We start from the raw sequence: 23870 nt of genomic DNA on the forward strand, positions 1-23870 counted from the left end.
CCGTGACGGGCCCGGCCGGGGCGACCGCGCACCGGCCGGGCTCCGTCGTGCCGCGTCCGGGCCGGGCTCCGTGTGCCGCGTCGGCGGGGCGGGGGCGCGCCCGAGTCGCTGGGAGCACCGCCCCCGGATACGTTGGGAAGCGGAAGCGAGAGCCGTACCAGGCGTCGCGCGGGCGCGCGCCGCCCTTCTTGTCGGGGCGTCGGCGACGGCGGCGCCGTGGGCGACGGTCAGCGGGCGGCGGGCGACGTCGGCGACCGTGTTCGTGGAGCGTCCGGGAGGGTTCGCCATGACCGACAACCACCTTTCCGGCGACGAGACGCGCAACCTCACCCCGCAGGAGCGGGCCGACCGCGGCAGGGCCGCCCGGGCGCGCGTGCCCCGATCCAGCCATGCCGGGTTCGAGCCCGCGCCGGACCGCCCCGACCCGGTGGACATCATCGAGAAGCAGTCCGCGCGGCGCGTGCCGGAGCTGGTGCCGATCCGCTACGGCAGGATGAGCGAGTCGCCGTTCCGCTTCTACCGCGGGGCCGCCGCGATCATGGCCGCGGACCTCGCGAACACGCCGAGCAGCGGGCTCAGGGTCCAGTGCTGCGGCGACGCGCACATGCTGAACTTCCGGCTGCTGGCCTCACCGGAACGCCGCCTGATGTTCGACATCAACGACTTCGACGAGACGCTGCCCGGTCCGTGGGAGTGGGACGTCAAGCGGCTGTCGGCCAGCTTCGTCATCGCGGGCCGGGCGAACGGCTTCAGCGCCAAGGAGCGGGCCACGGTGGTACGGGCTGCCGTGGAGTCCTACCGGGAGCGCATGCGGGACTTCGCCGGGATGGGCAACCTGGAGGTCTGGTACACCAGCGACTCCGTCGAGTCGCTCACGGAGCGGTGGGGTCCGCTCGTGAGCGAGGGCCAGCGCGAGCGCTGGAGCCGTGCGCAGCAGCAGGCCTACGCGCACGACACCCTCCAGGTCTTCGACAAGCTCACGCAGGTCGTCGACGGAAAGCGCCGGATCACTCCCGACCCGCCGCTGCTGGTGCGGCTCCACGATCTGCTGGAGCCCGCCGAACGCGGTTCGATGGAGAAGGACATCAGCAGGCTGGTCGAGCACTACGGCAAGACCTTGCAGACGGACCGCAGATTCCTGCTGAAGAGCTACCGGATCGGCGACATCGCCCGCAAGGTCGTCGGCGTGGGCAGCGTGGGAACCCGCTGCTGGGTCATCCTGCTGCTCGGGAAGGACGACGGGGATCCGCTCCTGCTCCAGGCGAAGGAGGCCGACCAGTCGGTCCTGGCGCCCTACGCCGGCGCCAGCGCCTTCCGCACCCAGGGCGAGCGGGTCGTCGCAGGGCAGCGGCTCATGCAGGCCACCAGCGACATCTTCCTCGGCTGGGAGCGCGTCCAGGGCATCGACGGCAGGCGCCGGGACTTCTACGTACGCCAGTTGCGGGACTGGAAGGGCATCGCCGTAGCCGAGGACATGTCACCGAAGCGGATGGCGAACTTCGGCAGGCTGTGCGGCTCCACGCTGGCCCGCGCCCACGCCAGGTCCGGGGACCGCATCGCCATCGCCGCCTACCTGGGCGGCGGCGACGTCTTCGACCGGGCGATGGCGGACTTCGCCGAGCTGTACGCGGACCAGAACGAGAAGGACCACCAGGCGCTCCTCGACGCCGTCGCGGCGGGACGGGTCCGGGCCGAGGCGGCCTGAGCGCCGGGATCGGGCACTGCCGGACGAGGGGCCGCCGGCCCGGGCGCCGCCGGACGAGTGGCGCGCGGACCGGGCGCCGCCGGACGAGGCGCCACGCGGACCAGGTGCCACCCGGACCAGGCGCCGCGCCGACGAGGGCCACGCGGGCCAGGTGCTGCCGAATCGGGTCCCGCCGGGTCAGGTGTTGCTGTTGAGGAAGCCGATGACCACGGCGCCCCACCAGCAGGCCTGCGAGACGAGGGCGGTGACGCCTCCCCAGACGAGGAGCCCGGTCCCGGCCGTCCCGTGGGCGGCTTCGAGGCGGCGCGCGAGGAGGCCCGCCTGGAGGCCGTTGAGGGTGAGCGCGGCCACCAGGCCGAGCTTCGTCAGGGTCATGGGGGAGCCGATGTCGGGATGCAGCATCAGCCCGCTGAGGACGAGCCCGCCGAGGCCGGCCCAGATCGGCACGTGGAGCCGGGCGGTCGCGCCGACGACCTCGGCCAGCGTGCAGCGTCCCGTCGCCCAGAGCAGTCCGTAGTAGTCGGCGGACAGCACGGCGCCGAAGCCGACCACGAGCGAGGCCAGGTGTGCGAAGAGCGCGACCGTGTGCATCGACTCGTCCGCCTGCACGTGCAGGGAACACCACACGCCGCCCGCCAGCACGACCATCGCGACGAGCGCTCCCGCCGCCACCGTCCACCACGAGTCGAAGAGGCGGATCGGGTGGGGGGCGGGTCTGACTGCGGGGGACGACATCGAACTGACTCCGGTGGAAGGCGGGCGGCCTGGCTCCCGACGGCCGGAAGCTAGGTAAGGCTTACCTAAAGCTTCGCCGTCGTCAACGTGCGCCCACTCCTCAAGACCATGAATCGGGCCACAGTCCCCACCGGGGGCCGCTACCCGGCCGCCGGCGTCCCGCCCGCCCGGAAGATCCGGTCCAGGTGGTGTTCGAGCACCGCGACGGCGTTCTCCGGGCTCCGCTGGCCCACCAGGATGCTGGTGCCCATCGTCGCCGTCATCGCGAGCAGGCTGATCGCCTCGGTGCGCGCGTCGATGCCGGGATCGGCCAGGCCCGACGCCCTTGCCCCTTCCAGCAGGCCGGCCACGGCGTCCTCGGCGGCGTCGGGGCTGTCGATGAACGGCTGGGCGGCCAGCGCCCGGTCGGTGACCGACAGGAGGGAGTACGAGGTGTAGAGCAGGTGGAAGGTCCGGCCTTCCTCGTCGGTCGGGAGGGAGGCCAGCAGCAGCGCCTCGATCGTCGCCCGCGGGCCGGGGGCGGGGCCGATCGCCGCGAGGCGGGCGCCCACCCGGGCGGTGAAGCGGTCGGTCAGGTGCTGGAGTCCGTAGAAGAGCAGCTTCTCCTTGGTTTCGAAGTAGTACTGCACGAGCCGCAGCGACACACCGGCCTCGGCGGCCACGTCGCGCATGCCGACGGCGTGCAGGCCCTGCCGTCCGGCGACCCGGATGAGCGCCTCGGCGATCTGGGCGCGCCGTTCCTCGTGATCCACGCGCTTGGGCATGTTCCGGTGTCTCCGCCCGTCGGTGTCGGTGGTGGGGTTTTCATGGTACCGCCGTACCAACATCATGGTACGGTCGTATCACGATGGACCACGACGGACGGATCTTCCCGGAGGCGCCCATGCCCGAGACCACGACCCGCGTGCCGCGCCGCGACATCGGCCGGTACGTCAGCGACGAACTGCGCGAGCGCTACTTCGCCGCCTGCGACGCGCTCTTCGCGATGGGGGCGCCCATCCGCTCGGAGACGGACGTGGAGACCAGCTTCGGCACCACGCACGTCTACCGGTACGGACCCACGGACCCGGCGGCCGAATCCCGTACGCCGGTCGTCCTGATCCACGGTTCCGGCGGCTGCTCCGCGCAGTGGTACCCCAACACCCGCGCGCTCAGCGCCGATCGCCCCGTCTACGCCTTCGACACCCCGGGCGACCCCGGCCGCAGCGTCCAGCGCGAGCCCATGTGGCAGCCCGAGCGGGCCGCCCGGTGGATGGACGAGACCCTCGATGCCCTCGGCCTGGACCGGGTCCACCTCGTCGGCTCCTCCTACGGAGGCTGGCTGGTCATCAACCAGGCGCACCTGAGGCCCGGACGCCTCGCCTCGGTCACCGCCCTGGACCCGGGCGGCCTGGAGAAGGTGGGGCTGCGCTTCTTCGTCTGGATCTTCGCGAGCCTCTTCGCCACCTTCGCCCCGAAGGCCCTGCGTCCGGCCCTCGCCAAGTGGCTGGAGCAGCCGGTGCTGATCGTCCCGGAGCTGCGCCGGTGGATCAGGGCGGGGGTGCGGGCCTTCCGGATCAGGCGCCCGGCCCCGCTGCCGCTGTCCGACGCGGAACTGGGCTCCATCCGCACGCCGTTCTATCTGATCATGGGCAAGCGCAGCCTGCTGGTGCACCCGCAGCGGCAGTTGGAGCGGGTGCCGCGCGTGATCCCGGGGGCCCGCGCCGAGATCCTCTCCGCGACCGGCCACGGCCCGCAGATCGACCACCCCGACGTGGTCAACGCCCGGATGCTGGACTTCATGGAGGACGTCGACTCCCTCGGCCCGGCCTCCGCGGCGTAGCCGCCCTCAGAGACCGGCGGGCGGAGGGAAGCCTGCGCGCAGCAGGTCCAGGAAGGCCGCGGCCGCGGGGCCGGAGGGGCCGTCCGACCGCCAGGCGATGGCGGCCCGGGCGCGCAGCCGCGGCCCGGTGATCTCCAGAGTCCGCACCCCCAGGGCCGCCGCCGCACCGGCGGGGAGGGCCGGGACCACCGCCACCCCGAGGCCGCGCGCCGCGAGCTGGGCCAGAAACGGCGGAGCACTCGCCTGGAAGGCGATGAGGGGCCGGAACCCGGCCCCCGCGCAAGCCCGTTCGAGCACGCCGCGCATGCCCGTGCCGCGCGGCAGGCTGATCAGCTGACGGTCGCGAAGCTCGGCCAGGGCGATGTCCGTACGGTCCGCTGGAGCGAGGGCGGGGTCGTCCGGGGCGACAGCGGCGACGAGGGGTACGTCGACGACGACCTGCAGGGAGATCCCGGGCGGGCTCTCCTCGTCCGCCAGGCCGATCACGGCGATGTCGAGTTCCCCCCGGTGCAGGGCGGCGAGCATCCGCTCAGAGACGTCCTCGGTCAGGGCGATCTCCACCCCGGGGTGCTGCTCGTGGAACCCGGCCAGGACGGCCGTCACGTCGAAGCCGCTGCCCGCCGCGGCCGCGCCCGGGACGAGGCCGACGGCGACCCGGCCGCGCAGCAGCCCGGTGAACTCGTCCGCGGTCTGCCGTACCGCCTCGACGGCGGCGAGCGCGGCCCGCGCGTACGGCAGTACGGCCTCGCCCACCTCCGTCAGGGTCACCGCCCGGCCGGAGCGGTCGAGCAGCCGGTGCCCGAGCTCCCGCTCCAACTGCCGGACCTGGGCGCTCAGTCCGGGCTGCGCCAGGTGCAGACGGGCGGCGGCACGAGTGAAGTTGGCCTCCTCGGCGACCGTGATGAAGTACCGCAGCTGCCGGATGTCCATAACGGATCATGCTAGTTGCGAGACGCGCAGACTCTTGGACTTACCGCGGGCGGTCCAAGAGCCTTGGAACCATGGGGAACACGGAGATCAGGGCCGCGATCGCAGCCGAGCGCCGCGAGCTCGCCGCCGTACTCGACGGCCTGTCGGCCGAGCAGTGGGACGCACCCAGCCTGTGCGCGGGGTGGCGGGTCCGGGAGGTCGCGGCGCACATGACGACGGGGTTCCGCCACTCGCTCGCCCGGACGGCCCGGGAACTGGTCCGGGCCCGGGGCAGCCTCCACCGGATGACGGACCGGTGCGCGCGCGAGGACGCGTCCGCCTACACGACACGTGAGCTCTCCGCACTGCTCGCGGACAACGCGGACCACCCCTGGCGGCCCCCGGTCGGCGGGATCGCGGCGGCCCTGGGCCACGACGTGGTCCACGGCCTGGACATCACCGTCGCGCTGGGCCTGGACCGCCGGGTGCCCGAGGACCGCGTACGCATCCTCCTTGCGGGCGTGGGCGCCAGGTCCCTCGCCTTCTTCGGGGCCGACCTGAGCGGCATCGAGCTCCGCGCCACCGACCTCGACTGGACCTTCGGCGCCGGAACGCCCGTGTCGGGCGCCGCGCAGGACCTCCTCCTGCTCGCGTTCGGACGCCGGCTCCCACCGGGACACCTCCTGGGCGAACCGGCCGGCCGCTTCCTCCTCGCGCGGGCGTGAGGGCGGCCCGGCCCATGGCACCGACGAACACGCGCGTCCGGCTCCTCCACGGGCTCGCCCTGCTCGCCACCGGTCTTCTCGCCGGCGCGTTCGGATACGGCGCCGCGAATCTGGTCCCCACCTTCAACGCGGTACCGCTCGACATGCGGCTGTCGTTCCACGCCGAGCTGATGAAGACGAACGGCATCACCATGCAGACGGCGATGGCCGTGTCGACGCTGGGATCCCTCGCCCTTGCCGTCGTCACCCGGGGCCGCGCCCGGCTGATCGCCGGTGCGGCGGGTCTGCTGACCCTCGCGTCATTCCTGATCACCCGTTTCGGCAACGTGCCGGTCAACGGCCGGATCAAGGAATGGGCGCGCACCTCCGCGCCGCCGGCCGATCACGCGGAGGTCCTGCGGCGCTGGGAGCTCTTCAACGACCTGCGCACGCTCACCGCCCTCACCGCGTTCGTACTGCTCGCCGTTCTCGCCCTCGGCCGGCCGCCCGCCTCTCCCGGCAGGAGGTGACGGGCCTCTCCCTTTGGGCAGAGGCGGGCGTGCCGGAGATCCGCCTTGCGGTCCATGCCCTCGCGGATTACGGCGTAGATACTGGTCCGCGTGGTCCGTACCAGCCGTCTCCGACGTCCCCCCGGCCTCCTGCCCGCCGTCGTGGAGACCGCCGCGGTGGCCGGTGCGGGGCTCGGTGTGTACGTCGCGCTCGGCTACCTGGGGTTCCTTCCGCGGCCCGCCTTCCAGCTCCTGGTGCTCGCCGCCGGGACCGCCCTCTTCCCGCTGCGTCGCCGCTTCCCGGACGGCGTGCTGCCCGTGCTCGCCGCGCTCACCGGCCCGGTGCCCGCGCTCGGGCCGGTGACGGCGGCCGCCGCCTACGCCGGGGCGCGCGAGTCGGACCGGGCGCGGGAGCGGACGCGGCCGCTCGCGGCGGCCGCCGTGCTCGTCGTGGTGTCCGCGGCGGCGGCCGGGCCGCGGCTCGGGCCGGGTTCCGTGCCGTACGGGCTCGCGCTGGGGCTGGTCCTCGCCGCGACCGCGGTGGTCGTGCCCGGCCTGGCCGGCACCGTCCGGGGGCAGCAGCGGCGCCTGCTGCGCGCCCTGCGCGAGCGCGGGGACGCGGCGGAACGGGCCCGCCTGCTGGCCGACAGCGAAGCCCGCATCCACGAACGGTCCCGGATCGCCGCCGAGATGCACGACCTGGTGGGGCACCGCCTCAGCCTGATCTCCCTGTACGCGGGCGGCCTGGAGCTGTCCCTGGCCCGCGCCGAGCCCGGCCTGCGCGAGGAGGCGGTCCTCGTACGGCGCACCACCCGCGACGCGATGCGCGAGCTGCGCCAGGCGCTCGGCGTACTCGGGCCGCTCGGCCGGGACACCGGCCCCGACGCGCTCACCGACGCCACCGGCACCCGCGCCGACATCGAGACCCTGGTCACCGGGTCCGGCGACGCGGGCATCGCCGTGGAGCTCGACTGGACGGGGCCCGACCTCGACGCGCGCCCCGCCCGCGTCCGCCGGGCCGTGCACCGGGTGGTCCGCGAGGCCCTGACCAACGTGCACCGCTACGCGCCCTCGGCGCACGTCACCGTGGCCGTCGCGCACGACGAGGAGACCGTACGGGTCGCCGTCCGCAACGGCGCCCCGCCGGCCCCGGCCCCGCCCCTCGCGGAACGCGGCACCGGCCGCGGCCTGACCGGCCTGCGGGAGCGGGTCGAGCTGCTCGGCGGGAGCTTCGACGCCGGGCCGCTGCCCTCCGGCGGGTTCCAGGTGGAGGCCGTCGTACCGGCCGAGCCCGCTGACACCCCCGACCGGAACCCGCCGGAGGTCACCGGCCCGCCCGCCGGCACGTACGCCCCGGAAGACCCGCCCGGCCGGCGGACGGCCGAGGTGCTGGCGCTCGCCTGCGGACTGGCGGCCCTGTGCGTGCTGATGGTCCTCGGGATCGCCTTCGTGTACGCGGCCCAGCCGGACGGACGCCGCCACGGCCCCGCCCCGCTGCCCCGCGTGGGCGACACCTACGCAGAGGTGGGCGCGGCGGGAGTGAGCGACAACAAGGCGGTACGGGCCGCGGCCACCGGCCACGAGCCGCCGCGCCCGGCCGGTACGGCCGGCTGCGTCTACCCCTTCAACGGCGCCACCGAGACCCGCCCCGGCACCCTGACCGTCGCCCGCTACTGCTTCGACGCCTCGCAGCGCCTGATCGCCATCGACCGGTTCGACGTCCCGTCGGTCCGGGACGCCATGCCCTGGGAGACCCCGTGACCGAGCCCGCCCGTCCCATCCGCGTCCTGCTCGCCGACGACGAGACGATGATCCGGCACGGTGTCCGCCTGATCCTCCGGCACGCCGAGGACATCGACGTCGTCGCCGAGGCCGCCAACGGGCGGGAGGCCGTCGACCTGGCCGCCGTCCACCACCCCGACGTGGCGCTGGTCGACATCCGGATGCCGGTCCGCGACGGGCTGAGCACCATCGCACCCCTGCTCGCCCTCGATCCCGCCCCGCGCGTGGTGATGCTGACGACCTTCGGGGACGAGGAGAACGTCGTACGCGCCCTGCGGGAGGGCGCCGCGGGCTTCCTGCTGAAGGACGAGGGCCCGCAGGAACTGATCAGTGCCGTGCGGGCGGCGGCCGCGGGCGATGCCGTGCTCTCCCCCGGCGTCACCGGGGCCCTGATCACCCGGATGCTGCGGGGCCGCGACCCCGACGCCGAGGCCTCCGCCCTCGCGGACGAGCGGCTCGCCCGGCTGACCGCGCGGGAGCGGGAGGTCCTCACGATGCTCGGCGAGGGCCTGCCCAACCAGGACATCGCCGAACGGCTCGGCATCGGGATCGGCACGGTGAAGACGCACGTCAGGGCCGTCCTGGAGAAGACGGGTTCGGCGAGCCGGGTCCAGGCGGCCCTCCTCGCCCACCGCACGGGCCTGTCGCACTGACCTGTCGCGCCGGTCCGCGGGGGCGCCGTCCCCGAAACCGACCCCCGCACGCCCCTGCCGAAGCCCGGGGCCCCTTCCGGCGCCGATGCCGGGAACGCCCTTCCCCCGCCGATGCCCGCAGGTCCTTCCCGCCGCCGAAGCCCGCGGGCGTCACGCCCGGCACCACTGCCCGCAGGCGTACCTAGCGACCCCGGTACCCGCGCGTCACTCCCGGCACCACTGCCCGCGCGCGTCGCTCCCGGCGCGGAGGCCGGCGGGCGGATATGCCGGCGCCGAGATGCGGGGCGCCTTTCGGAAGGCGGAGGCCGTGCTGGTCCAGGTCGCCCGAAGGGGAGAGCCCGACCGGACACCGTCCTCCCTCCGGAAGAGCCCGACTCCCGCCCCCAGCACGATGTTTCCGCAGGTGAGGGGCGTGACGATGGACGTCATGTCACAGCTCCCCCAGCACTCGCAGCGCCCCGAACACCCGCAGCGCCCTGAGCACCCCCGACCCACCCCCTCCCTCCCCGAACCCGCCGCCCGGGTTGTCGGCCTGACGAAGGTGTACGGGAAGGGGGACACCCGGATCACCGCCCTGGACGGGGTCTCGGTCGACTTCCCCCGGGGCCGGTTCACGGCGGTCATGGGCCCCTCCGGGTCCGGCAAGTCCACCCTGATGCACTGCCTGGCAGGGCTGGACAGGGCCACCTCCGGTTCGGCGCGCATCGGCGGCACCGAGCTGTCCACCCTGACGGAGCGGCAGCTCACCGTCCTGCGGCGGGACAAGGTCGGCTTCGTGTTCCAGGGCTTCAACCTGCTGCCCACCCTCACCGCGCTGGAGAACATCACGCTGCCGCTGCGGATCGCCGGGCGCCGGCCCGACGCGCAGTGGCTGGAGGTGGTCGTCGCCACCGTCGGACTGGCGGGGCGGCTGGACCACCGGCCCGCCGAGCTGTCCGGCGGTCAGCAGCAGCGGGTCGCGGTGGCCCGCGCGCTCGTCTCCCGGCCCGACATCGTCTTCGCCGACGAGCCCACCGGGAACCTCGACTCGCGCTCCGGCGCCGAGATCCTCGGCTTCCTCCGGGACTCCGTACGGGAGCTGGGGCAGACGGTGGTGATGGTCACCCACGATCCGGCGGCCGCCGCGCACGCGGACCGGGTGGTGTTCCTCGCCGACGGCCGGGTCGTCGACGAACTGCACGGGCCCACCGCCGGCGCCGTGCTCGACCGGATGCTCCGCTTCGAGGCCCAGGGCCCGGACCGCGCGAGCTGACCCCCGCCCCCTCCGCCGCCGCCCGCACTACCGGAAGTCCCCCATGCTGCGAACAGCCCTGCGCAACGTCCTCGCGCACAAGGCCCGTCTGGCCATGACCGTCCTCGCGGTCTGCCTCGGTGTCGCCTTCGTCTCCGGCACCCTCGTCTTCGCGGACTCCTCCGCCGCCGCCCACCGCGCCGCCGCGTCCGCAAGCTTCGCGGACACCGCGGTCACCGTGACCCCGAAGTACCCCCCGGCCGGGTCCGCCGATGACCGACGTACGACCGGACTCGACGACGCCCTCGCGCGGAGACTGGCCGCGGTGCCGGGTGTGGCGGCGGTCCGCCCCTCCGTCGACGGCTCCGCCACCCTGGCCGCCGCCGACGGACGCCCGCTGCGGGCCGGGAAGGCCTGGGCGAACCTGGCGGCCGCCTATCTGCCGGGCGAGGACGGCGCGGACCGCCGCCATCCGCTGGTCGAGGGCCGCGCCCCGGCCGACGGGGACGAGCTCGCGGTGGACACCGGCACCGCCGCCGCCGGAAGGTTCCGCATCGGGGACACCGTCGGCCTGGCCACCGACGGCGCGGTCATGAAGAAGCGGCTCGTCGGCATCGTCCGCACCCATGACCCCCGGGTGACCGCGGGCGGCACCCTCGCCCTCTTCGACAGGGCCACCGCGCAGGCGCTGTTCGCGGCCCCCGGCCTCTACACCGGCATCGACCTGGCCGCCGCCGGCACCGGGCAGTCCGAACTCGCCGCCCGGGTCGGCGCCGTGCTCCCGCCGGACCGGGCCGAGGCCACCACCGCCGACGCCCTGGCCGCCCAGCAGACCGTCCTCGTCGACACGCTGACCCGCGGTTACACCAAGCTGCCGCTGGTCTTCGCCGGGGTCTCGCTCTTCATCGGCTCCTTCCTCATCGTCAACACCTTCACGATGCTCGTGACCCGGCGCACCCGTGAGATCGCGGTGCTGCGGGCGATCGGTGCCTCGCGCCGCCAGGTGGCCGGCTCGGTCCTGCTCGAAGCGTCCCTGATCGGCCTCGTCTCCTCGGCGGCCGGATTCCCGCTCGGCCTCGGCATCGCCTCCGCGCTGCCGCGGCTGCTGAGCACGGCGCAGCAGCCCCTGCCCGACGGTCCGCTGGTGATCGGCCCGCTCCCGGTCGCGGCCGCGCTCGCCGTCGGGGTCGGGGTCACGGTGCTCGCCGCGTGGCTGCCGTCCCGCCGGGCCGCGAAGGTCGCGCCCGTCGAGGCGATGCGCGGCGCCGGGCAGCCGCCCTCCGCCGCCCGGTCGCGGGTCCGTGGCGTCGCGGGGTTGGTGCTGCTCGCGCTCGGCGCCGGGCTGCTGGTGCCGGTCACCGGCGCGAAGGACGCCTCGGTGGAGAACCTGCAGGACGCGATGGTCGCCTGCGGTGTCCTCGTGGCCGCCCTGATCGTGCTGGCGCCACTGCTCGCCGGGCCGGTGATCAGGCTGACGGGCCGGCTGACCGGCCGCTCCGGAGTCGTCGGGCACCTCGCGCGGGAGAACGCGCTGCGCGACCCGCGGCGTACCGCGGCCACCGCCGCCACCCTGATGATCAGTACGGCGCTGGTGGCGGGCCTCGCCGTCATCGGGAGCTCGACCGGCCGGGCCCTGGACCGGCAGGCCGCCGACGGCCTCGGCGCCGATTACGTGATCAGCACCGGCAGCCCCACCACGGGCATCGACCCCGCCGCCGTGCGGCGGATCGGCGAGACCGCGGGCGTGCGGACCGCGGCGGCCGTCGCGGACTCGACCCTGTTCGCGGGCGGCCACGTGCGGGAGGTCTCCGGGGTCGACCCGGCCGGCCTGGACGCCGTCGTGAAGCTCGACTTCACCAGCGGCTCGGCGAGGGACCTCGGGCCGGGCCGGATCGCGGTCTCCAGCAGCGTCGCCAGGGAGCACGGGCTGACCGCGGGCGGGCGCCTCGACGCACGCATGGGCCGTGCGCAGGAGTTCCACCAGTACACCGTCGTCGGGGTCTACCGGGACAACCCGGTGGCCCGCGACGTGCTGGGCGCCCGCGCCGAGGTCCAGGAGAACGGCTTCCTGCCCGGCTTGGTCCAGCGGGTCCTCGTACGCACCGGCCCCGGCGGCGTCTCCGGGAAGACCGAGCGCGCGCTGCTCGCGGCCGTGGGGAGCCACCCGCTGCTGAAGGTCCAGGACCGTGAGGCCCTCGTCCACGAGGCGGCCGGCAGCCTCGGTGACCTGCTGACGCTGATGTACGGGCTGCTCGCCGTCGGCGTCGTGATCAGCGCCCTCGGCATCGTGAACACCCTGGCCATGTCCGTGGCCGAGCGCACCCGGGAGATCGGGGTGCTGCGCGCCATCGGGATGGACCGCGCCGGGATCCGCCGGATGATCCGGCTGGAGGCCCTGACCGTGGCGGGCTTCGGCACCCTGCTGGGCCTGGTGGCCGGAGTGTCCGGGGCCTGGGCGGTGGGCTCCCTGGCGGCGGGCGCGATGGACCGGTACACGCTCGTGGTGCCGTGGGGAACGCTGCTGCTCGTCTGCCTGGCCTCCCTCGCGGTCGGCGCGGTGGCGGCGCTCGTGCCCGCCCGCAGGGCGGCCGCGCTGGGGCCCCTGCGGGCCGTGGCGCAGGAATAGGGCCGCTCCCCGGGCACCCCCGGGGAACCGGGCGCCCCGGCGCCCCGGGCACTCGAACGAGTGAGTCCGGGGCGCCCGTACGGGCTGCTCAGGCCCGGCCCTCAGGACTGCAGGTAGCTGTAGCCCACCTCGTAGCGTTCGACCGTGATGATCCGCTGGCCCTCCCGGTGGGCGGATTCCGCGCGGAGGCGGGTGGCCCGGTCCTCGCTCGCCATCATGGTCTCCTCGTCCTCCCACAGGGTGAGCGACTTGGCCTTCCCGGAGGCCCGGTCGACGAGGTAAAAGGCGCCCCGGAAGCCCGGCGCGTCCCGGATCTGCTCGACGATCGCCTGCGAATTCGCCGCCAGATCCCCCTCCGCCGGAAGCGGTGATCCCTGGTAGGTGCTGAGCCTCGCGAACATCTCGGGCAGTCCTTCCTGAACGTGCTGCCCGTCTGGGCACGGCAGCTCCACGACCAGAGTGCTCTGGCGGGCCGCCCGGCGCATGCCGAGCGGACAATGGGAGACGGGGAACGTTCCCACCGAGGAGAGGCGGGACGCCGTGGTGTCGTACGTAGCCGTGACCGCCCTGAGCCACACCGGGCTGGTGCGCGATCACAACGAGGACAGCCTGGTCGTCGGTCCCTGGACGCTGTGCGGGACCGTGACCGAGAGCCCCCAGACCTTCCTGTTCCCGCTCGGCCGTCCGCTGGTCGTCGCGGTCGCCGACGGGCTCGGCGGGCAGCCGGCCGGCGAGGTGGCCAGCGCCCTCGTCGTACGGCAGCTCGCCTCGCTCGGCCCCTCCCTGGCGGGCGAGGAGAGCATCGGCGACGCGCTGAAGCTGTGCAACGGCATGGTGTACTCGGCCGCCGACGGCCGGCCCGAGCTGACCGCCATGGGCACCACCGTGGCCGGCGCGCTCGTCCTCGGGGAGTCGCTGCTGGCCTTCAACGTCGGGGACAGCCGGGTCTACCACGCGGACAAGGGCGGGCTGCGCCAGGTCAGCGTGGACGACAGCCCGCCGCCGGAGCCCGGGCGGCGCACCACCTCCCTCGTCACGCAGACGCTCGGCGGCAGCCGCGGCTACAGCTCCGTCACCCCCCACATGGCCGCCTTCCCCCTGACCGGGGACGACCGCTACCTGCTGTGCAGCGACGGGCTGACCGACCCGCTGCCCGACGAGGAGATCGACGGGCTGCTGCGGGTCCACGACGACGGCAAGGCCGCGTTCGAACTGTGGAAGGCGGCCATCGAGGCCGGGGGCCCCGACAACATCACCCTCGCGCTGGTCCGTGTCAACGCGTAGCGGGGTCCTGCCGGAGCTGGTCCTTGAAGCGTGTCAGCGCCCGTGCGCCCAGCGGGGCGAGCAGCGGCCGCAGGGCCCCGTCGAGGAGACCGGTGCCGGGCAGCCGCAGACCGCCGAAGAAGCCGAACCGGGTCCCCTCCCCCTCCGGTACGGCGGCCATGCCGCCGATCACGAAGCGGCTCTGCATCAGGCACCAGCCCGGCCGCAGGACCACGTCGAAGCGCGCCCGCATGCCGAGCGGGCTGCGGGCCCGCGCTTCGAGGTGCTCGCCGTCGGCCGCGGTCACGGTGAAGGAGCGGATGTCCGCGATCAGCATCGGCATCTGCCGCTCCAGGTCGGAGGCGAGGGCCCAGACCCGGTCGAAGGGCGCGTCGATCAGCTCCTCGGCGTGGCCCGTGCCGGGTGTGGTACGGGCGATCACGCGGAGCCTGCGTACGGGGTCGAGTTCGGCGACCGGCCAGGAGTCCATCAACGTCCCCACGCCTTCCGGAAGTTGCGGCGGGCCCGGAACAGCCGGGTCCGCACGGTCGGTTCGGGCACGCCGAGCAGCGCGCTGACGGAACGCTCGTCCAGCCCTTCGAGATCGCGCAGGACCAGTACGGCCCGGTGCGCCGGGGAGAGCCGCTCCAGTACGTCGTGCACGTCGGCGGCGAGCTGCGGATCGTCCCGCGCGGGGACGTCGTCGAGCGGGTCGGGGACGCTGCGGGCCGCGGTGCGGGCGATGCGCACGGCCTCCCGTACGGCGATCACCCGCGCCCAGCCGAACAGCGCTGCGGGCTCCCGCAGTTGGCCGAGGCTGCGGAAGATCACGATGAGTGCCTCCTGGGTGGCGTCCGGGCCGTCCTGGAGGGCGATCGGTCCGCAGAGTCGGCCGATGTACGGGGTCAGCAGGTCCAGCAGCTCCGAGGCGGCCATCCGGTCACCGCCCTGGGCGGCCCGCACGAGCGCGGCCACCTCGCCGGTGTCCCGCGCGGGACCGGAAGTGGGCCTCATCTGCTCCTCCTTGACGGTGTCTTTCGGAAGCAAGAGGGAGCGGACGGGGGCGGACATTCCCGTGACCTGCGTCACAGGCCGCACGGCATTATTAAGATTTTCACACACGGATTTTAATTACCAGAGGCCGCAATTTCCGACCCTCTATTTCCACGTCCGCGACGCCGCCCGTGCTAGTGTTCCGACATCCGCAATCGCGGCCGAAAATACTTTCCCTTTATCTCGCGAAGGAGAATTCATATGGCATCTGGCACCGTGAAGTGGTTCAACTCGGAAAAGGGCTTCGGCTTCATCGAGCAGGAAGGCGGCGGCGCCGACGTGTTCGCCCACTACTCGAACATCGCCGCGTCCGGCTTCCGCGAGCTTCAGGAAGGCCAGAAGGTCACCTTCGACGTCACGCAGGGCCAGAAGGGCCCGCAGGCCGAGAACATCGTCCCCGCCTGACGAGCGGACCGCGGACACGCGGGCATCGCGGACACGCGGGCATCGCCGACAGCGCGGACAGCGCGAGCGCCGCGGACACCGCGGACACTGTGGACACCGCGGACACGCGCACGGGCCGGGGCCCGCACTTTTCGGTGCGGACCCCGGCCCGTTCGCACTGCCCGCCGCCGCGAATGCCGCTAGAGTGCATGGGCATGTCGATCCCTGATGCGCTGCTCATCGATCTCGCCGCCATGGTCGAATCGGAGCAAACCAATCAGATGTCCCTGACCGTCGTGGTCCACGGCGCCGTCATCACCGGCCGGCTCGCTCCTGAGCGCGTATGGCGCCAGCGCGTCGCGGAAGTCCTGCGGGATTCCGATCAGCTGAGCCCGTTCTCCGAGATCTTCAGTGCGCCGGGCGCCTCCGGCGGCACCGGGTCGCCGCCCTCCCATCTGCACTTCCACGTGGCCCGCATCCTCCAGGGCACGCTGGGCATCCCCGAGACCGGCGGGATGTACCGGATCGCCATCGCCGACGTCGGCGCCTGGACCGTGGGGGATTTCCGCTACTCGGACCACTGACCCCCCACCTCCCGCCGACCCCATCGACCCGTCACATCGCGGACACGAAAATCCGCGATGTGACCACCCCATGGGAGACGTCCCTGGACGGCGGCCGCCACTCCGCGTGGGGAGCGCCCGGAAGGCGGCGGGGCCCGGGGCCGTCCCGCGGTGTGGACACCGCCCCGTGTCCACATCCTGGACGACTACCCTCGTTTTATGAACGCAGAAGCCGACGCCCTCTCAGCAGCACGAGACGCAGTCAAGGACGCCGACCGGAAGCACGTCTTCCACTCCTGGTCGGCGCAGGACCTCATCGACCCGCTCGCCGTGGCCGGGGCCGAGGGTTCCTACTTCTGGGACTACGACGGGAACCGCTACCTCGACTTCTCCAGCGCTCTCGTCTACACGAACATCGGCTACCAGCACCCCAAGGTCACCGCGGCGATCCAGGAGCAGGCGGCCAGGCTGTGCACCGTCGCGCCCGGCTTCGCCGTGGACGTGCGCTCCGAGGCGGCCCGGCTGATCGCCGAGCGCACCCCGGGTGAGCTCGACCGGATCTTCTTCACCAACGGCGGTGCCGAGGCCGTCGAGAACGCCGTCCGCATGGCCCGCCTGCACACCGGCCGGCCGAAGGTGATGTCCGCGTACCGCTCGTACCACGGCGCCACCTCCACGGCGATCAACCTGACCGGTGACGCCCGCCGCTTCGGCAACGACACCGCCACCGCCGGCGTCGTGCACTTCTGGGGCCCGTTCGCCTACCGCTCGCCCTTCTACGCGGCGAACGAGGCCGAGGAGTGCGAGCGCGCCCTGCGCCACCTGGAGGACACCATCGTCTTCGAGGGCCCGCAGTCCATCGCCGCGATCGTCCTGGAGACCGTCGCGGGCGCCCCCGGCGTGCTCGTCCACCCCGACGGCTACCTGGCGGGCGTGCGCGCGCTCTGCGACCGCTTCGGCATCCTGCTCGTCCTCGACGAGGTCATGGTCGGCTTCGGCCGCACCGGCAGGTGGTTCGCCGCCGACCACTGGGGCGTCGTCCCCGACCTGCTGTGCTTCGCCAAGGGCGTCAACAGCGGTTACGTGCCGCTCGGCGGCGTCGCCATCTCGCCCGCCGTCGCCGCGACCTTCGCCACGCGCCCCTACCCGGGCGGACTGACGTACTCCGGACACGTCCTGGCCTGCGCGGCCGCCGTCGCCACCCTCAACGTCATGGCCGAGGAGGGCGTCGTCGAGCAGTCCGCCCGCACCGGCACGGAGCTCCTCGGTCCGGGCCTGCGCGCGCTCGCCGAGCGGCACCCCTCGGTGGGCGAGGTCCGCGGGCTCGGCACCTTCTGGGCACTGGAACTCGTACGGGATCCGGCCACCCGCGAGCCGCTCGTCCCGTACAACGCCGCCGGGGCGGACAACGCGCCGATGGCCGCCTTCGGGGCCGCCTGCAAGAAGGGCGGGCTCTGGCCGCTGATCGCGGGCAACCGCATCCATGTCGCACCGCCCTGCAACATCTCGGCCGAGGACGTCGCGAAGGGGCTGGAGATCCTCGACGAGGCCCTCTCCGTGGCCGACGCGCACATGGCCTGACCTGCAGGAATGTTCGGTCGCCCAACCCGTGGGTGCCTGTCTTGGATGTTCCGCGCCATTACGAACAACGCGTGAACGTGCTGAAATCCGACACAGAGCACCTACGGACCGGGATGCACGTCAGTCCCGGGGCGGTCCTCCGGACCGAACGGCGGGGAGCGGGCCGACCGCTGGACGCCGGGCGTACGGGATCCAGTCAGCCGGACTCCGTGTACCCGAAGGAAGACAGCCATGAGCAAGCACGTCCTGGGCCAGAACCAGTACGGCAAGGCCGAGAACCGCATCGTCAAGGTCACCCGCAAGGGCAGCGACGGTTCCTGGGCCGAGATCCGCGACCTCAACGTGTCGGTGGCGCTGCGCGGTGAGTTCCGCGACGTGCACCTGACCGGCGACAACGCCAACTGCCTGCCGACCGACACCACCAAGAACACGGTGTACGCCTTCGGCAAGGAGCACGGCATCGAGTCGCCGGAGGCCTTCGGCATCCTGCTCGCCAAGCACTTCGTCTCCTCCCAGTCCCCGATCCGCGAGGCGCAGATCCGCATCGAGGAGTTCGCCTGGGACCGCATCCCGGTCCCGACCCGCAAGGAGCAGCACTCCTTCGTCCGCAAGGGCCAGGAGGTGCGCACCGCGCAGATCACCTACAGCGAGACCACGGGCCTGCAGGTCATCTCGGGTCTGAAGGACCTGACGGTGATGAACTCGACCAACTCCGAGTTCCACGGCTACATCAAGGACAAGTACACGACGCTGAAGGAAGCGTACGACCGCATCCTGGCGACCAAGGTCACCGCGCGCTGGGCCCACTCGGCGCTCGCCGCGGACGACACCGAGTACGACTGGGACCAGTCGTACAAGAAGGTCCGCCGCAACATGCTGGAAGCCTTCGCGGAGACCTACTCCTACTCGCTGCAGCAGACCCTGAACGCGATGGCCGAGCGCGTGCTCGACAACTGCCCCAAGGTCAACGAGGTTCGCCTCAACCTGCCCAACAAGCACCACTTCCTCGTCGACCTGGAGCCCTTCGGCCTCAAGAACGACAACGAGGTCTACTTCGCCGCGGACCGTCCGTACGGCCTGATCGAGGGCACCATCCACCGTGACGGCGTGCAGCCCGTGATCGCCACGTCCGACTGGATCGTCGCGTAACGCACGGCTCTTCGGGACGCCGTACGTCCTCAGTTCGGCCCGGACCGCGTCGCGGGGTCCGGGCCCTCCTGCTGTCCGAGGAGCAGGTTCCAGCGGCCCGCGCGGCCGGTGAGGGTGGTCACCGACTCCGGGCGTACGTCGAGCCGCCAGAAGGCCGCCGCCGGCAGGTCCAGCGCGTGCACCACGGCGGCCCGTACGACGGCCTGTTCCACCGTGAACCGGTGCGTGCCGGGGGCCAGGGCGGCCAGTTCCGCCCCGACGCGGGCGATCAGCGCGTCCACCGACTCCCCGCCCGGCGGCGCGTATCCGGGATCCGTCAGCCAGGCGTGCACGCCCGCCGGGTCCGCTGCGGCCACCTCGTCCAGGGTCCGCCCCGCCCACTCCCCCGCGTCCAGGCCCCGCAGTCCCGCGAGCTCTCCCTCGGTTTCCGCGTTCCCCGCGTTCGCCGCGTTCGCCGTGTTTCCGGTGTTTCCCTTGTTTGGGAACCGTCCTTGGCGGGCAGCCGTGTCGAGCGGGAGTCTCACGAGATGAACTCGTACCGATGGGGGGTTCATAAGGTGAGCGTAAGCGCGGTACGGTCTCGGACGACATAACTGCATGACGACGGTACGACGGAAGCACCGGTGAGAATCCGGCACGGTCGCGCCACTGTGATCCTCCCTCAGGGGAGGTGAGTCAGACCCGCCCCCGTCGTCGCGAGCACCACTGACCGGGACGCGTGTTCCCTCTGGAGGTTCCTGACATGGCCAACACCGCCGTGCCCACGACGGCTCCCGCCGTCGCCCCTATCTCGCTCTCCGCGCTCGCCCCCTGGGCGGCCTTCGTCGCCGTCCTCATGCTGGTCCTGCTGTACTTCGTCGGCGTCGAGCAGGGCGCCACCGCCGTCTTCCAGGGCGAGAACGTCCACGAGTGGCTGCACGACGGCCGCCACCTGCTCGGGTTCCCCTGCCACTGATCTCCCCCGCCTGGTCCTTCGCCTCAGCAAGGGGATCACCACACATGAATACCGTCTCACCCCGCGTCCTGCTGGTCCGGGGCATGCTGGCCGGTGCCCTCGCGGGCCTGGCCGCGTTCCTCGTCGCCTACCTGTTCGGTGAGTCCAAGGTCGACGCGGCCATCGCCATCGAGGAGGCCGGCCACCTCGCGGCCGGCCACGACCACGGCGCCGAGGAGGCCCCGGTCAGCCGGGCCCTCCAGGCGACGGCGGGCCTCGGAACCGGCGTGATCCTCTACGGGGTCGCGCTCGGCGGCATCGCCGCGCTCGTCTTCTGCCTCGCCCTGGGCCGGATCGGCCGCTTCGGCCCGCGGGCCACGGCCGCACTGGTCACCGCCGGTCTGTTCGTGACCGTCACCCTCGTCCCGTTCTTCAAGTACCCGGCCAACCCGCCGGCCGTCGGGGACCCCGGCACGGCCGCCCGGCGGACGGCCCTGTACCTGCTGATGATCGCCCTCAGCGCCCTGCTCGCGGCGGGCACGCTGATCCTCGGCCGGCGGCTCGCGCCGAAGCTCGGCAACTGGAACGCCTCGGTCGTCGCCGGCCTGGGCTTCGTCCTGCTCGTCGGAATCTCGTACGCCGTCCTGCCCGGCGTCAACGAGGTCCCGGCGGACTTCCCGGCTGCGCTGATCTGGGAGTTCCGCCTCGCGTCGCTGGCCATCCAGACCGCCCTGTGGACGACTTTCGGCCTCGCCTTCGGTTTTCTAGCCGAACGCGCCCTTGTGCCGTCCGCCGCACCCAAGGAGGCTTTGCAGCCGACGAGTTGACGCGAAGGCGATCCCGAGGGGGCCAGTAGTACATGCCGTACGTGCCGTACGTGCCGACGGCGGTCAGGGAATGGCGGGGATGGACGGGCGCCGGCCCGTTCTGGCTGAACTCGCTCCTGCTGCCGCTGGCCCCCTTCACCGCCATCACGCTGTTCGGCCAGATCGGCGTGATCGCCGCCCTCGCCGCGCTGGGCGGGCTGGTCCGGCACCTGTGGTCCGGCGACTACGGCCACCCGGCGATGCACCTCGCCGCCGCGGCCATGGGCACCGCGGCGGCTCTCACAGTGCTCGTGTGACTCCGTCCGGCGCCGGGCCTGCCCGCTCGGGAGGACCTCGCAGCATCTCACTCGTTCGGGTGCACGTCACCCATCTTCGGCGGCCGGCCCGTGGACCGGCCGCCATCTGCGAAGACGTACGAGTTCCGGGCGGCCCGAGCCGTGACGCACCGTCAGTCTGCGGTGTTTCACAGGGTGCGGATGGGCAGAGGAGGTGTCCACTGCTCACATGACCCGGCCGTCCGCGCCGGACAGGAAGGATCGCCATGCCCCGCGCCAAGTGGGTCGTCGCCGCACTGACGGTGACTCTGCTGTCCACCGGCATCGGGGTGTTGCAGAGTACCGAGGGCGCCCGGCCCTCCCCCTCGACCGCGACCACCGACGACTCGCTGCCCTCACGGGCCCTGGGCCTGTCCGGCCACCGCCGCCTCGTCCGGCAGCTGGAACACGCCGAGGAACACACCCCCGGCAAGGGGGCCCGGTCGCCGAGGACCGCTCCCGGGCCGCTGCGGGCCGTCCACGGCCCGCTCCGGGCCGCCCGGCCGCTGCGGCTGCGGATCCCCAGCCTGCGCGTCGATCTTCCCCTGACCGGCCCCGAGGGAGCGGTCTCCTGGGACTCCGGGAGCCCGGCGCCCGGCTCCGCCGGCACCGCCTCGGTCACCGGCGCCGGGCTCCGCCTCGGCGAACTGCGGCCCGGCCGGACCGTCGAGATCCCGCGCGCGGACGGCCGTACCGCCGTGTTCACCGTCGTACGGGTCTCCCCCGGCGAGGTGTCCGGAGCGGAGGACCCGGCGGGGCGCCCCCAACTGCGCCTGGTCGGCGGCGAGACCGCCGTACTGGCCCGGCTGACGGGGCAGCGCCGCACCCGCTAGGGGGGTCTTCGTACCCCGGTCGGGGGACGCTCGCGGCGCGGCCGGGTGCCGCCGCCGATGCCGGGGCACACCCCTCGCATGAGCGGGAGGCAATGCGCGCGTGCGGCACTGACCCGGGCCCTCACAGCGGCCTGCGTCGTGCTGCTGTGCGTGTTCGGAGCCGGTCCGGCCGCTGCGACGGCCGCCGAGTCGCGGCCCGCCTCCACCGCGCCCGCGGAACCCACCGAGGGGCCGTCCGACCCGGGCGCCGATCCCGAACTGCGCGCTGCGGTACGACTGGCCGAGCGCGGGATCCCCCGCGTACGGCTGAGGCCGCTGCCGGTGTTTCACGTGAAACAGCCCGGGGTCGCCGATGCGTGCGAGCCGATCGGAACGGTGCCGTCCACGGGGACGGCGCGGAGTGTGGTCCTGCGCTGCTGACCGGGCCGAGCCCGAGAGCAGATCCACACCCCCCACTTCGTACACCGCACACCGTGAGGTTCCGTCATGCCCGTCGACCCGTACGCCGCGCTGAACGCCATGCTCCGTGCCGAGGCCGCCCGTTTCGCCCCGCCGGTCCGGCCGGTCCGACCGGTCCAGCCCGTCCAGCCCGTCCAGCCCGTCGCCTTTGACCCTGAGCAGGAGACGAAGCAGGAGCGGGAGCGGCAGGGCACCGCCGCTCCGGCGGACCCGGCCGCGTAAGGCCCCGCAGGAATGAGGGAGCGCCGGTTCCCGTGCCCTCGGCAACGGAGGGTGGTCACGTGAGGTTCGACCACGGCACGGGAACCGGTGCCACTGTTCAGTCTGGGGTGCGCGGCCCGCGGGCCGCCTCGGGCGGAAGTACCGACCAGCCCGGGCCGAAAGTACCGCCGCGGACGGGACCTGTCTCAGGGCTCGTGGGTGTGGAACCGGTAGAACGCCGCCACGCCGACGCCGATACCGGCGAAGAGGCCCACCACCACGGCCTTGAGGATCGACTGGTCGGTGAGGCTGTGCAGGTATCCCACGGCGATACCGCCGAAGGCGCCGTACGCCACGGCACGGAGCTCCTGCATGACGCCCGGGCCCATCCGGCCGAGGCCGAACGCGATTCCGGCGAAGAGCGCGCCGCACAGAATGCCGTAGAACACGTTGGCCACCGTGACCGGGCCCTCCTGTCGCTCCATGTAGGCGGCCCAGAGTCCGTAGACGAGACCGAGAAGCAGGGGCCCGGCGTAGGCGAGCATGCCCAGGTGGGTCATGTCCGTCATCTGCCGGTGCTGCCGGTGGGCAGCGGGTGCCGCATGTGCCATGACGGGCTCCTCTCTCCCATCATCCAGGGCACACCCGGCACCCCGGACCGGCAAGTGGATCACCCGCGCGGGTCAGCCGCGCACGGCCGGCGAGGGCACGCCACCCGCCCGCAGCAGCACCGCTCGCGCTCGGGCCCGCGCCCGCTTTCCCTGGTGACGTGCGCACCATCCTGTCGGCGGTACTCATCGTGCTGATGACGCTGCTCGTGCCCGCGAGCGCCGTCGCGTACTGGGCCGACCGCGAGCTGGGCGACGCCGACCGCTACACCGCCGCGATGTCCCCGCTCGCCGAGGACCCCGCCGTGCGGAGCGTCGTCGTCACCCAGGCCGGCCGGGCCCTGTCCGGGCAGATCGACGCGGGTCCCTTCCAGAGCGGGGTGGACGCCCTGCTCGGCGAGGCCCTGCGCTCCTTCGCGGGCACCCCCGCCTACCGGACCGCCTGGGACGCCGCCAACCGGGCCGCGCACGCCGCCTTCCTCGAAGCGCTCACCACCGGCCACGGGGACGCCGTCACCATCGACCTCGCCCCCGTCATCGCTCAGGTGAAGGGAGAACTGGTCGACGACGGGGTGCCCTTCGCCGACCGGATCCCGGTGACCCACCTCTCCGTGAAGGTCATGGAGTACGACGACCTCGGCGACCTCCGGAAGGGGTTCCACATGCTCCAGATCGCGGGCGTCTGGCTCCCCGTGCTGACCCTCTTCCTGGCCGCCGCCGCCATCGCGGTCTCGATCCGGCGGCGCAGCGCGGTGATCGCCACGGGACTGGGGCTGGCGATCGGCGCCGGTCTGCTGTGGGTCGCCGTGGACCTGTGCCGCAGGCTCACCCTGGACGATCTGCCCGCCGACATCGACCGGGCTGCCGCCGGGGCCGTGTACGACGCCCTCACCGCGTTCCTGCGAACCACCGCCTGGGTGGTGCTGGCGGTCGGCGTCGTCACCGCGCTGGCGGCCTGGCTGTCGGGACGACGCCGTGGCACCCCATAAGCTCGGAAGGTACCCACGTACGTAGAACGACGCGTA

28 protein-coding genes are annotated in these 23870 nt (G+C 73.2%); 20 read left to right on the forward strand and 8 right to left on the reverse strand.

Translation table 11 applies throughout. The annotated features are described in order from the left end of the window. The first annotated feature begins 286 nt into the window (after nt 1-286). Entirely contained in the window at nt 287-1705 is a 1419-nt protein-coding gene (locus ACZ6Y1_RS08580) for a DUF2252 domain-containing protein (RefSeq protein ID WP_469625021.1), read from the forward strand. Between the two features lie 177 nt (nt 1706-1882). Here ACZ6Y1_RS08580 and ACZ6Y1_RS08585 read toward each other — a convergent pair whose 3' ends face one another. Both ACZ6Y1_RS08585 and ACZ6Y1_RS08590 read right to left on the reverse strand, forming a co-directional pair. Beyond that, entirely contained in the window at nt 1883-2440 is a 558-nt protein-coding gene (locus ACZ6Y1_RS08585) for a hypothetical protein (protein WP_469625022.1), read from the reverse strand. A 140-nt stretch (nt 2441-2580) separates the two neighbouring features. Beyond that, complete coding sequence (locus ACZ6Y1_RS08590) at nt 2581-3204, reverse strand: TetR/AcrR family transcriptional regulator (protein WP_469625024.1); 624 nt, start codon at nt 3202-3204, stop codon at nt 2581-2583. 119 nt (nt 3205-3323) lie between these two features. Between ACZ6Y1_RS08590 and ACZ6Y1_RS08595 the strand changes: the two genes are divergently transcribed. Then, complete coding sequence (locus tag ACZ6Y1_RS08595; RefSeq protein ID WP_469625715.1) at nt 3324-4262, forward strand: alpha/beta fold hydrolase; 939 nt, start codon at nt 3324-3326, stop codon at nt 4260-4262. A gap of 6 nt (nt 4263-4268) precedes the next feature. On the opposite strand, the gene ACZ6Y1_RS08600 is transcribed toward ACZ6Y1_RS08595, so the two are convergent. Then, nucleotides 4269-5192: a LysR family transcriptional regulator gene (locus ACZ6Y1_RS08600; protein ID WP_469625026.1), complete on the reverse strand. Its 924-nt coding sequence runs from the start codon at nt 5190-5192 to the stop codon at nt 4269-4271. A gap of 71 nt (nt 5193-5263) precedes the next feature. On the opposite strand from ACZ6Y1_RS08600, the gene ACZ6Y1_RS08605 reads away from it, so the two are divergent. The 6 genes from ACZ6Y1_RS08605 to ACZ6Y1_RS08630 all read left to right on the forward strand — a co-directional run bounded on the left by ACZ6Y1_RS08605 (nt 5264) and on the right by ACZ6Y1_RS08630 (nt 12676). Beyond that, nucleotides 5264-5896, forward strand: coding sequence for a maleylpyruvate isomerase family mycothiol-dependent enzyme (locus tag ACZ6Y1_RS08605; RefSeq protein WP_469625028.1), 633 nt, complete (start codon nt 5264-5266; stop codon nt 5894-5896). A gap of 14 nt (nt 5897-5910) precedes the next feature. Beyond that, entirely contained in the window at nt 5911-6405 is a 495-nt protein-coding gene (locus ACZ6Y1_RS08610) for an anthrone oxygenase family protein (RefSeq protein ID WP_469625030.1), read from the forward strand. Between the two features lie 90 nt (nt 6406-6495). Then, nucleotides 6496-8145: a sensor histidine kinase gene (locus ACZ6Y1_RS08615; protein ID WP_469625032.1), complete on the forward strand. Its 1650-nt coding sequence runs from the start codon at nt 6496-6498 to the stop codon at nt 8143-8145. Next, nucleotides 8142-8819, forward strand: coding sequence for a response regulator (locus tag ACZ6Y1_RS08620; protein WP_469625034.1), 678 nt, complete (start codon nt 8142-8144; stop codon nt 8817-8819). The genes ACZ6Y1_RS08615 and ACZ6Y1_RS08620 overlap by 4 nt, the downstream gene beginning before the upstream one ends. 427 nt (nt 8820-9246) lie before the next feature. Then, nucleotides 9247-10071, forward strand: coding sequence for an ABC transporter ATP-binding protein (locus ACZ6Y1_RS08625; protein WP_469625037.1), 825 nt, complete (start codon nt 9247-9249; stop codon nt 10069-10071). Between the two features lie 43 nt (nt 10072-10114). Continuing rightward, entirely contained in the window at nt 10115-12676 is a 2562-nt protein-coding gene (locus tag ACZ6Y1_RS08630; protein ID WP_469625039.1) for an ABC transporter permease, read from the forward strand. A 101-nt stretch (nt 12677-12777) separates the two neighbouring features. Here ACZ6Y1_RS08630 and ACZ6Y1_RS08635 read toward each other — a convergent pair whose 3' ends face one another. After that, on the reverse strand, nt 12778-13077 hold the full coding sequence (locus ACZ6Y1_RS08635; RefSeq protein WP_469625041.1) for a hypothetical protein: 300 nt from the start codon (nt 13075-13077) through the stop codon (nt 12778-12780). 142 nt (nt 13078-13219) lie between these two features. On the opposite strand from ACZ6Y1_RS08635, the gene ACZ6Y1_RS08640 reads away from it, so the two are divergent. Further along, nucleotides 13220-13960 (forward strand): PP2C family protein-serine/threonine phosphatase, encoded by a 741-nt coding sequence (locus ACZ6Y1_RS08640; RefSeq protein ID WP_469625717.1) that lies wholly within the window; start codon nt 13220-13222, stop codon nt 13958-13960. On the opposite strand, the gene ACZ6Y1_RS08645 is transcribed toward ACZ6Y1_RS08640, so the two are convergent. Together ACZ6Y1_RS08645 and ACZ6Y1_RS08650 are read right to left on the reverse strand one after the other, a co-directional pair. Further along, nucleotides 13950-14429 (reverse strand): hypothetical protein, encoded by a 480-nt coding sequence (locus ACZ6Y1_RS08645; RefSeq protein ID WP_469625043.1) that lies wholly within the window; start codon nt 14427-14429, stop codon nt 13950-13952. The two genes, ACZ6Y1_RS08640 and ACZ6Y1_RS08645, sit on opposite strands and share 11 nt — an antisense overlap. Continuing rightward, the gene (locus ACZ6Y1_RS08650) at nt 14429-14953 is read right to left on the reverse strand and encodes an RNA polymerase sigma factor (RefSeq protein ID WP_469625045.1); all 525 of its coding nucleotides are present in this window, start codon (nt 14951-14953) and stop codon (nt 14429-14431) included. The genes ACZ6Y1_RS08645 and ACZ6Y1_RS08650 overlap by 1 nt, the downstream gene beginning before the upstream one ends. A 240-nt stretch (nt 14954-15193) precedes the next feature. On the opposite strand from ACZ6Y1_RS08650, the gene ACZ6Y1_RS08655 reads away from it, so the two are divergent. The 4 genes from ACZ6Y1_RS08655 to pucL all read left to right on the forward strand — a co-directional run bounded on the left by ACZ6Y1_RS08655 (nt 15194) and on the right by pucL (nt 18669). Further along, nucleotides 15194-15397 (forward strand): cold-shock protein, encoded by a 204-nt coding sequence (locus ACZ6Y1_RS08655; protein WP_376659720.1) that lies wholly within the window; start codon nt 15194-15196, stop codon nt 15395-15397. Between the two features lie 194 nt (nt 15398-15591). Next, on the forward strand, nt 15592-15960 hold the full coding sequence (locus ACZ6Y1_RS08660) for a hypothetical protein (protein ID WP_469625048.1): 369 nt from the start codon (nt 15592-15594) through the stop codon (nt 15958-15960). Between the two features lie 198 nt (nt 15961-16158). After that, on the forward strand, nt 16159-17520 hold the full coding sequence (locus ACZ6Y1_RS08665; RefSeq protein ID WP_469625051.1) for an aminotransferase class III-fold pyridoxal phosphate-dependent enzyme: 1362 nt from the start codon (nt 16159-16161) through the stop codon (nt 17518-17520). Nucleotides 17521-17751: 231 nt separating this feature from the next. Beyond that, on the forward strand, nt 17752-18669 hold the full coding sequence (pucL, locus tag ACZ6Y1_RS08670; protein WP_469625054.1) for a factor-independent urate hydroxylase: 918 nt from the start codon (nt 17752-17754) through the stop codon (nt 18667-18669). A 29-nt stretch (nt 18670-18698) separates the two neighbouring features. On the opposite strand, the gene ACZ6Y1_RS08675 is transcribed toward pucL, so the two are convergent. Beyond that, a complete protein-coding gene (locus ACZ6Y1_RS08675; protein WP_469625056.1) occupies nt 18699-19193 on the reverse strand; it encodes a histidine phosphatase family protein in 495 nt (164 codons plus the stop codon). A 218-nt stretch (nt 19194-19411) separates the two neighbouring features. Between ACZ6Y1_RS08675 and ACZ6Y1_RS08680 the strand changes: the two genes are divergently transcribed. From ACZ6Y1_RS08680 to ACZ6Y1_RS08705, 6 genes are all read left to right on the forward strand, one after another. Then, entirely contained in the window at nt 19412-19624 is a 213-nt protein-coding gene (locus tag ACZ6Y1_RS08680) for a CbtB domain-containing protein (protein ID WP_469625058.1), read from the forward strand. A gap of 44 nt (nt 19625-19668) precedes the next feature. Beyond that, nucleotides 19669-20430, forward strand: coding sequence for a CbtA family protein (locus tag ACZ6Y1_RS08685; RefSeq protein WP_469625060.1), 762 nt, complete (start codon nt 19669-19671; stop codon nt 20428-20430). A 32-nt stretch (nt 20431-20462) separates the two neighbouring features. Beyond that, nucleotides 20463-20726 carry a hypothetical protein gene (locus tag ACZ6Y1_RS08690; protein ID WP_469625063.1) on the forward strand — a complete coding sequence of 88 codons (264 nt, stop codon included), beginning with the start codon at nt 20463-20465 and terminating at the stop codon, nt 20724-20726. 245 nt (nt 20727-20971) lie between these two features. Beyond that, nucleotides 20972-21577 carry a class F sortase gene (locus ACZ6Y1_RS08695; RefSeq protein ID WP_469625065.1) on the forward strand — a complete coding sequence of 202 codons (606 nt, stop codon included), beginning with the start codon at nt 20972-20974 and terminating at the stop codon, nt 21575-21577. Nucleotides 21578-21655: 78 nt separating this feature from the next. Further along, nucleotides 21656-21997: a hypothetical protein gene (locus ACZ6Y1_RS08700; protein ID WP_469625068.1), complete on the forward strand. Its 342-nt coding sequence runs from the start codon at nt 21656-21658 to the stop codon at nt 21995-21997. 66 nt (nt 21998-22063) lie between these two features. Further along, nucleotides 22064-22258 (forward strand): hypothetical protein, encoded by a 195-nt coding sequence (locus ACZ6Y1_RS08705; RefSeq protein WP_469625070.1) that lies wholly within the window; start codon nt 22064-22066, stop codon nt 22256-22258. Between the two features lie 185 nt (nt 22259-22443). Here the strand turns inward: ACZ6Y1_RS08705 and ACZ6Y1_RS08710 are convergent, their stop codons facing one another. Then, complete coding sequence (locus tag ACZ6Y1_RS08710) at nt 22444-22848, reverse strand: hypothetical protein (protein WP_469625072.1); 405 nt, start codon at nt 22846-22848, stop codon at nt 22444-22446. 158 nt (nt 22849-23006) lie between these two features. Between ACZ6Y1_RS08710 and ACZ6Y1_RS08715 the strand changes: the two genes are divergently transcribed. Continuing rightward, nucleotides 23007-23834, forward strand: coding sequence for a hypothetical protein (locus ACZ6Y1_RS08715; protein WP_469625074.1), 828 nt, complete (start codon nt 23007-23009; stop codon nt 23832-23834). The last annotated feature ends 36 nt before the right edge of the window (nt 23835-23870 follow it).

Source organism: Streptomyces sp. NPDC053432, assembly GCF_055585365.1.

Bases quoted from the DNA above. Each gene is read 5' to 3' on its own strand.
- pucL (WP_469625054.1), top strand. From the start codon at position 17,752: ATGAGCAAGCACGTCCTGGGCCAGAACCAGTACGGCAAGGCCGAGAAC.
- ACZ6Y1_RS08705 (WP_469625070.1), top strand. From the start codon at position 22,064: ATGCCCGTCGACCCGTACGCCGCGCTGAACGCCATGCTCCGTGCCGAG.
- ACZ6Y1_RS08695 (WP_469625065.1), top strand. From the start codon at position 20,972: ATGCCCCGCGCCAAGTGGGTCGTCGCCGCACTGACGGTGACTCTGCTG.
- ACZ6Y1_RS08680 (WP_469625058.1), top strand. From the start codon at position 19,412: ATGGCCAACACCGCCGTGCCCACGACGGCTCCCGCCGTCGCCCCTATC.
- ACZ6Y1_RS08585 (WP_469625022.1), bottom strand. From the start codon at position 2,440: ATGTCGTCCCCCGCAGTCAGACCCGCCCCCCACCCGATCCGCCTCTTC.
- ACZ6Y1_RS08645 (WP_469625043.1), bottom strand. From the start codon at position 14,429: ATGGACTCCTGGCCGGTCGCCGAACTCGACCCCGTACGCAGGCTCCGC.
- ACZ6Y1_RS08690 (WP_469625063.1), top strand. From the start codon at position 20,463: ATGCCGTACGTGCCGTACGTGCCGACGGCGGTCAGGGAATGGCGGGGA.
- ACZ6Y1_RS08605 (WP_469625028.1), top strand. From the start codon at position 5,264: ATGGGGAACACGGAGATCAGGGCCGCGATCGCAGCCGAGCGCCGCGAG.
- ACZ6Y1_RS08650 (WP_469625045.1), bottom strand. From the start codon at position 14,953: ATGAGGCCCACTTCCGGTCCCGCGCGGGACACCGGCGAGGTGGCCGCG.
- ACZ6Y1_RS08655 (WP_376659720.1), top strand. From the start codon at position 15,194: ATGGCATCTGGCACCGTGAAGTGGTTCAACTCGGAAAAGGGCTTCGGC.
- ACZ6Y1_RS08610 (WP_469625030.1), top strand. From the start codon at position 5,911: ATGGCACCGACGAACACGCGCGTCCGGCTCCTCCACGGGCTCGCCCTG.
- ACZ6Y1_RS08710 (WP_469625072.1), bottom strand. From the start codon at position 22,848: ATGGCACATGCGGCACCCGCTGCCCACCGGCAGCACCGGCAGATGACG.
- ACZ6Y1_RS08595 (WP_469625715.1), top strand. From the start codon at position 3,324: ATGCCCGAGACCACGACCCGCGTGCCGCGCCGCGACATCGGCCGGTAC.
- ACZ6Y1_RS08635 (WP_469625041.1), bottom strand. From the start codon at position 13,077: ATGTTCGCGAGGCTCAGCACCTACCAGGGATCACCGCTTCCGGCGGAG.
- ACZ6Y1_RS08625 (WP_469625037.1), top strand. From the start codon at position 9,247: ATGTCACAGCTCCCCCAGCACTCGCAGCGCCCCGAACACCCGCAGCGC.
- ACZ6Y1_RS08600 (WP_469625026.1), bottom strand. From the start codon at position 5,192: ATGGACATCCGGCAGCTGCGGTACTTCATCACGGTCGCCGAGGAGGCC.
- ACZ6Y1_RS08630 (WP_469625039.1), top strand. From the start codon at position 10,115: ATGCTGCGAACAGCCCTGCGCAACGTCCTCGCGCACAAGGCCCGTCTG.
- ACZ6Y1_RS08660 (WP_469625048.1), top strand. From the start codon at position 15,592: ATGTCGATCCCTGATGCGCTGCTCATCGATCTCGCCGCCATGGTCGAA.
- ACZ6Y1_RS08685 (WP_469625060.1), top strand. From the start codon at position 19,669: ATGAATACCGTCTCACCCCGCGTCCTGCTGGTCCGGGGCATGCTGGCC.
- ACZ6Y1_RS08665 (WP_469625051.1), top strand. From the start codon at position 16,159: ATGAACGCAGAAGCCGACGCCCTCTCAGCAGCACGAGACGCAGTCAAG.
- ACZ6Y1_RS08590 (WP_469625024.1), bottom strand. From the start codon at position 3,204: ATGCCCAAGCGCGTGGATCACGAGGAACGGCGCGCCCAGATCGCCGAG.
- ACZ6Y1_RS08700 (WP_469625068.1), top strand. From the start codon at position 21,656: ATGAGCGGGAGGCAATGCGCGCGTGCGGCACTGACCCGGGCCCTCACA.
- ACZ6Y1_RS08580 (WP_469625021.1), top strand. From the start codon at position 287: ATGACCGACAACCACCTTTCCGGCGACGAGACGCGCAACCTCACCCCG.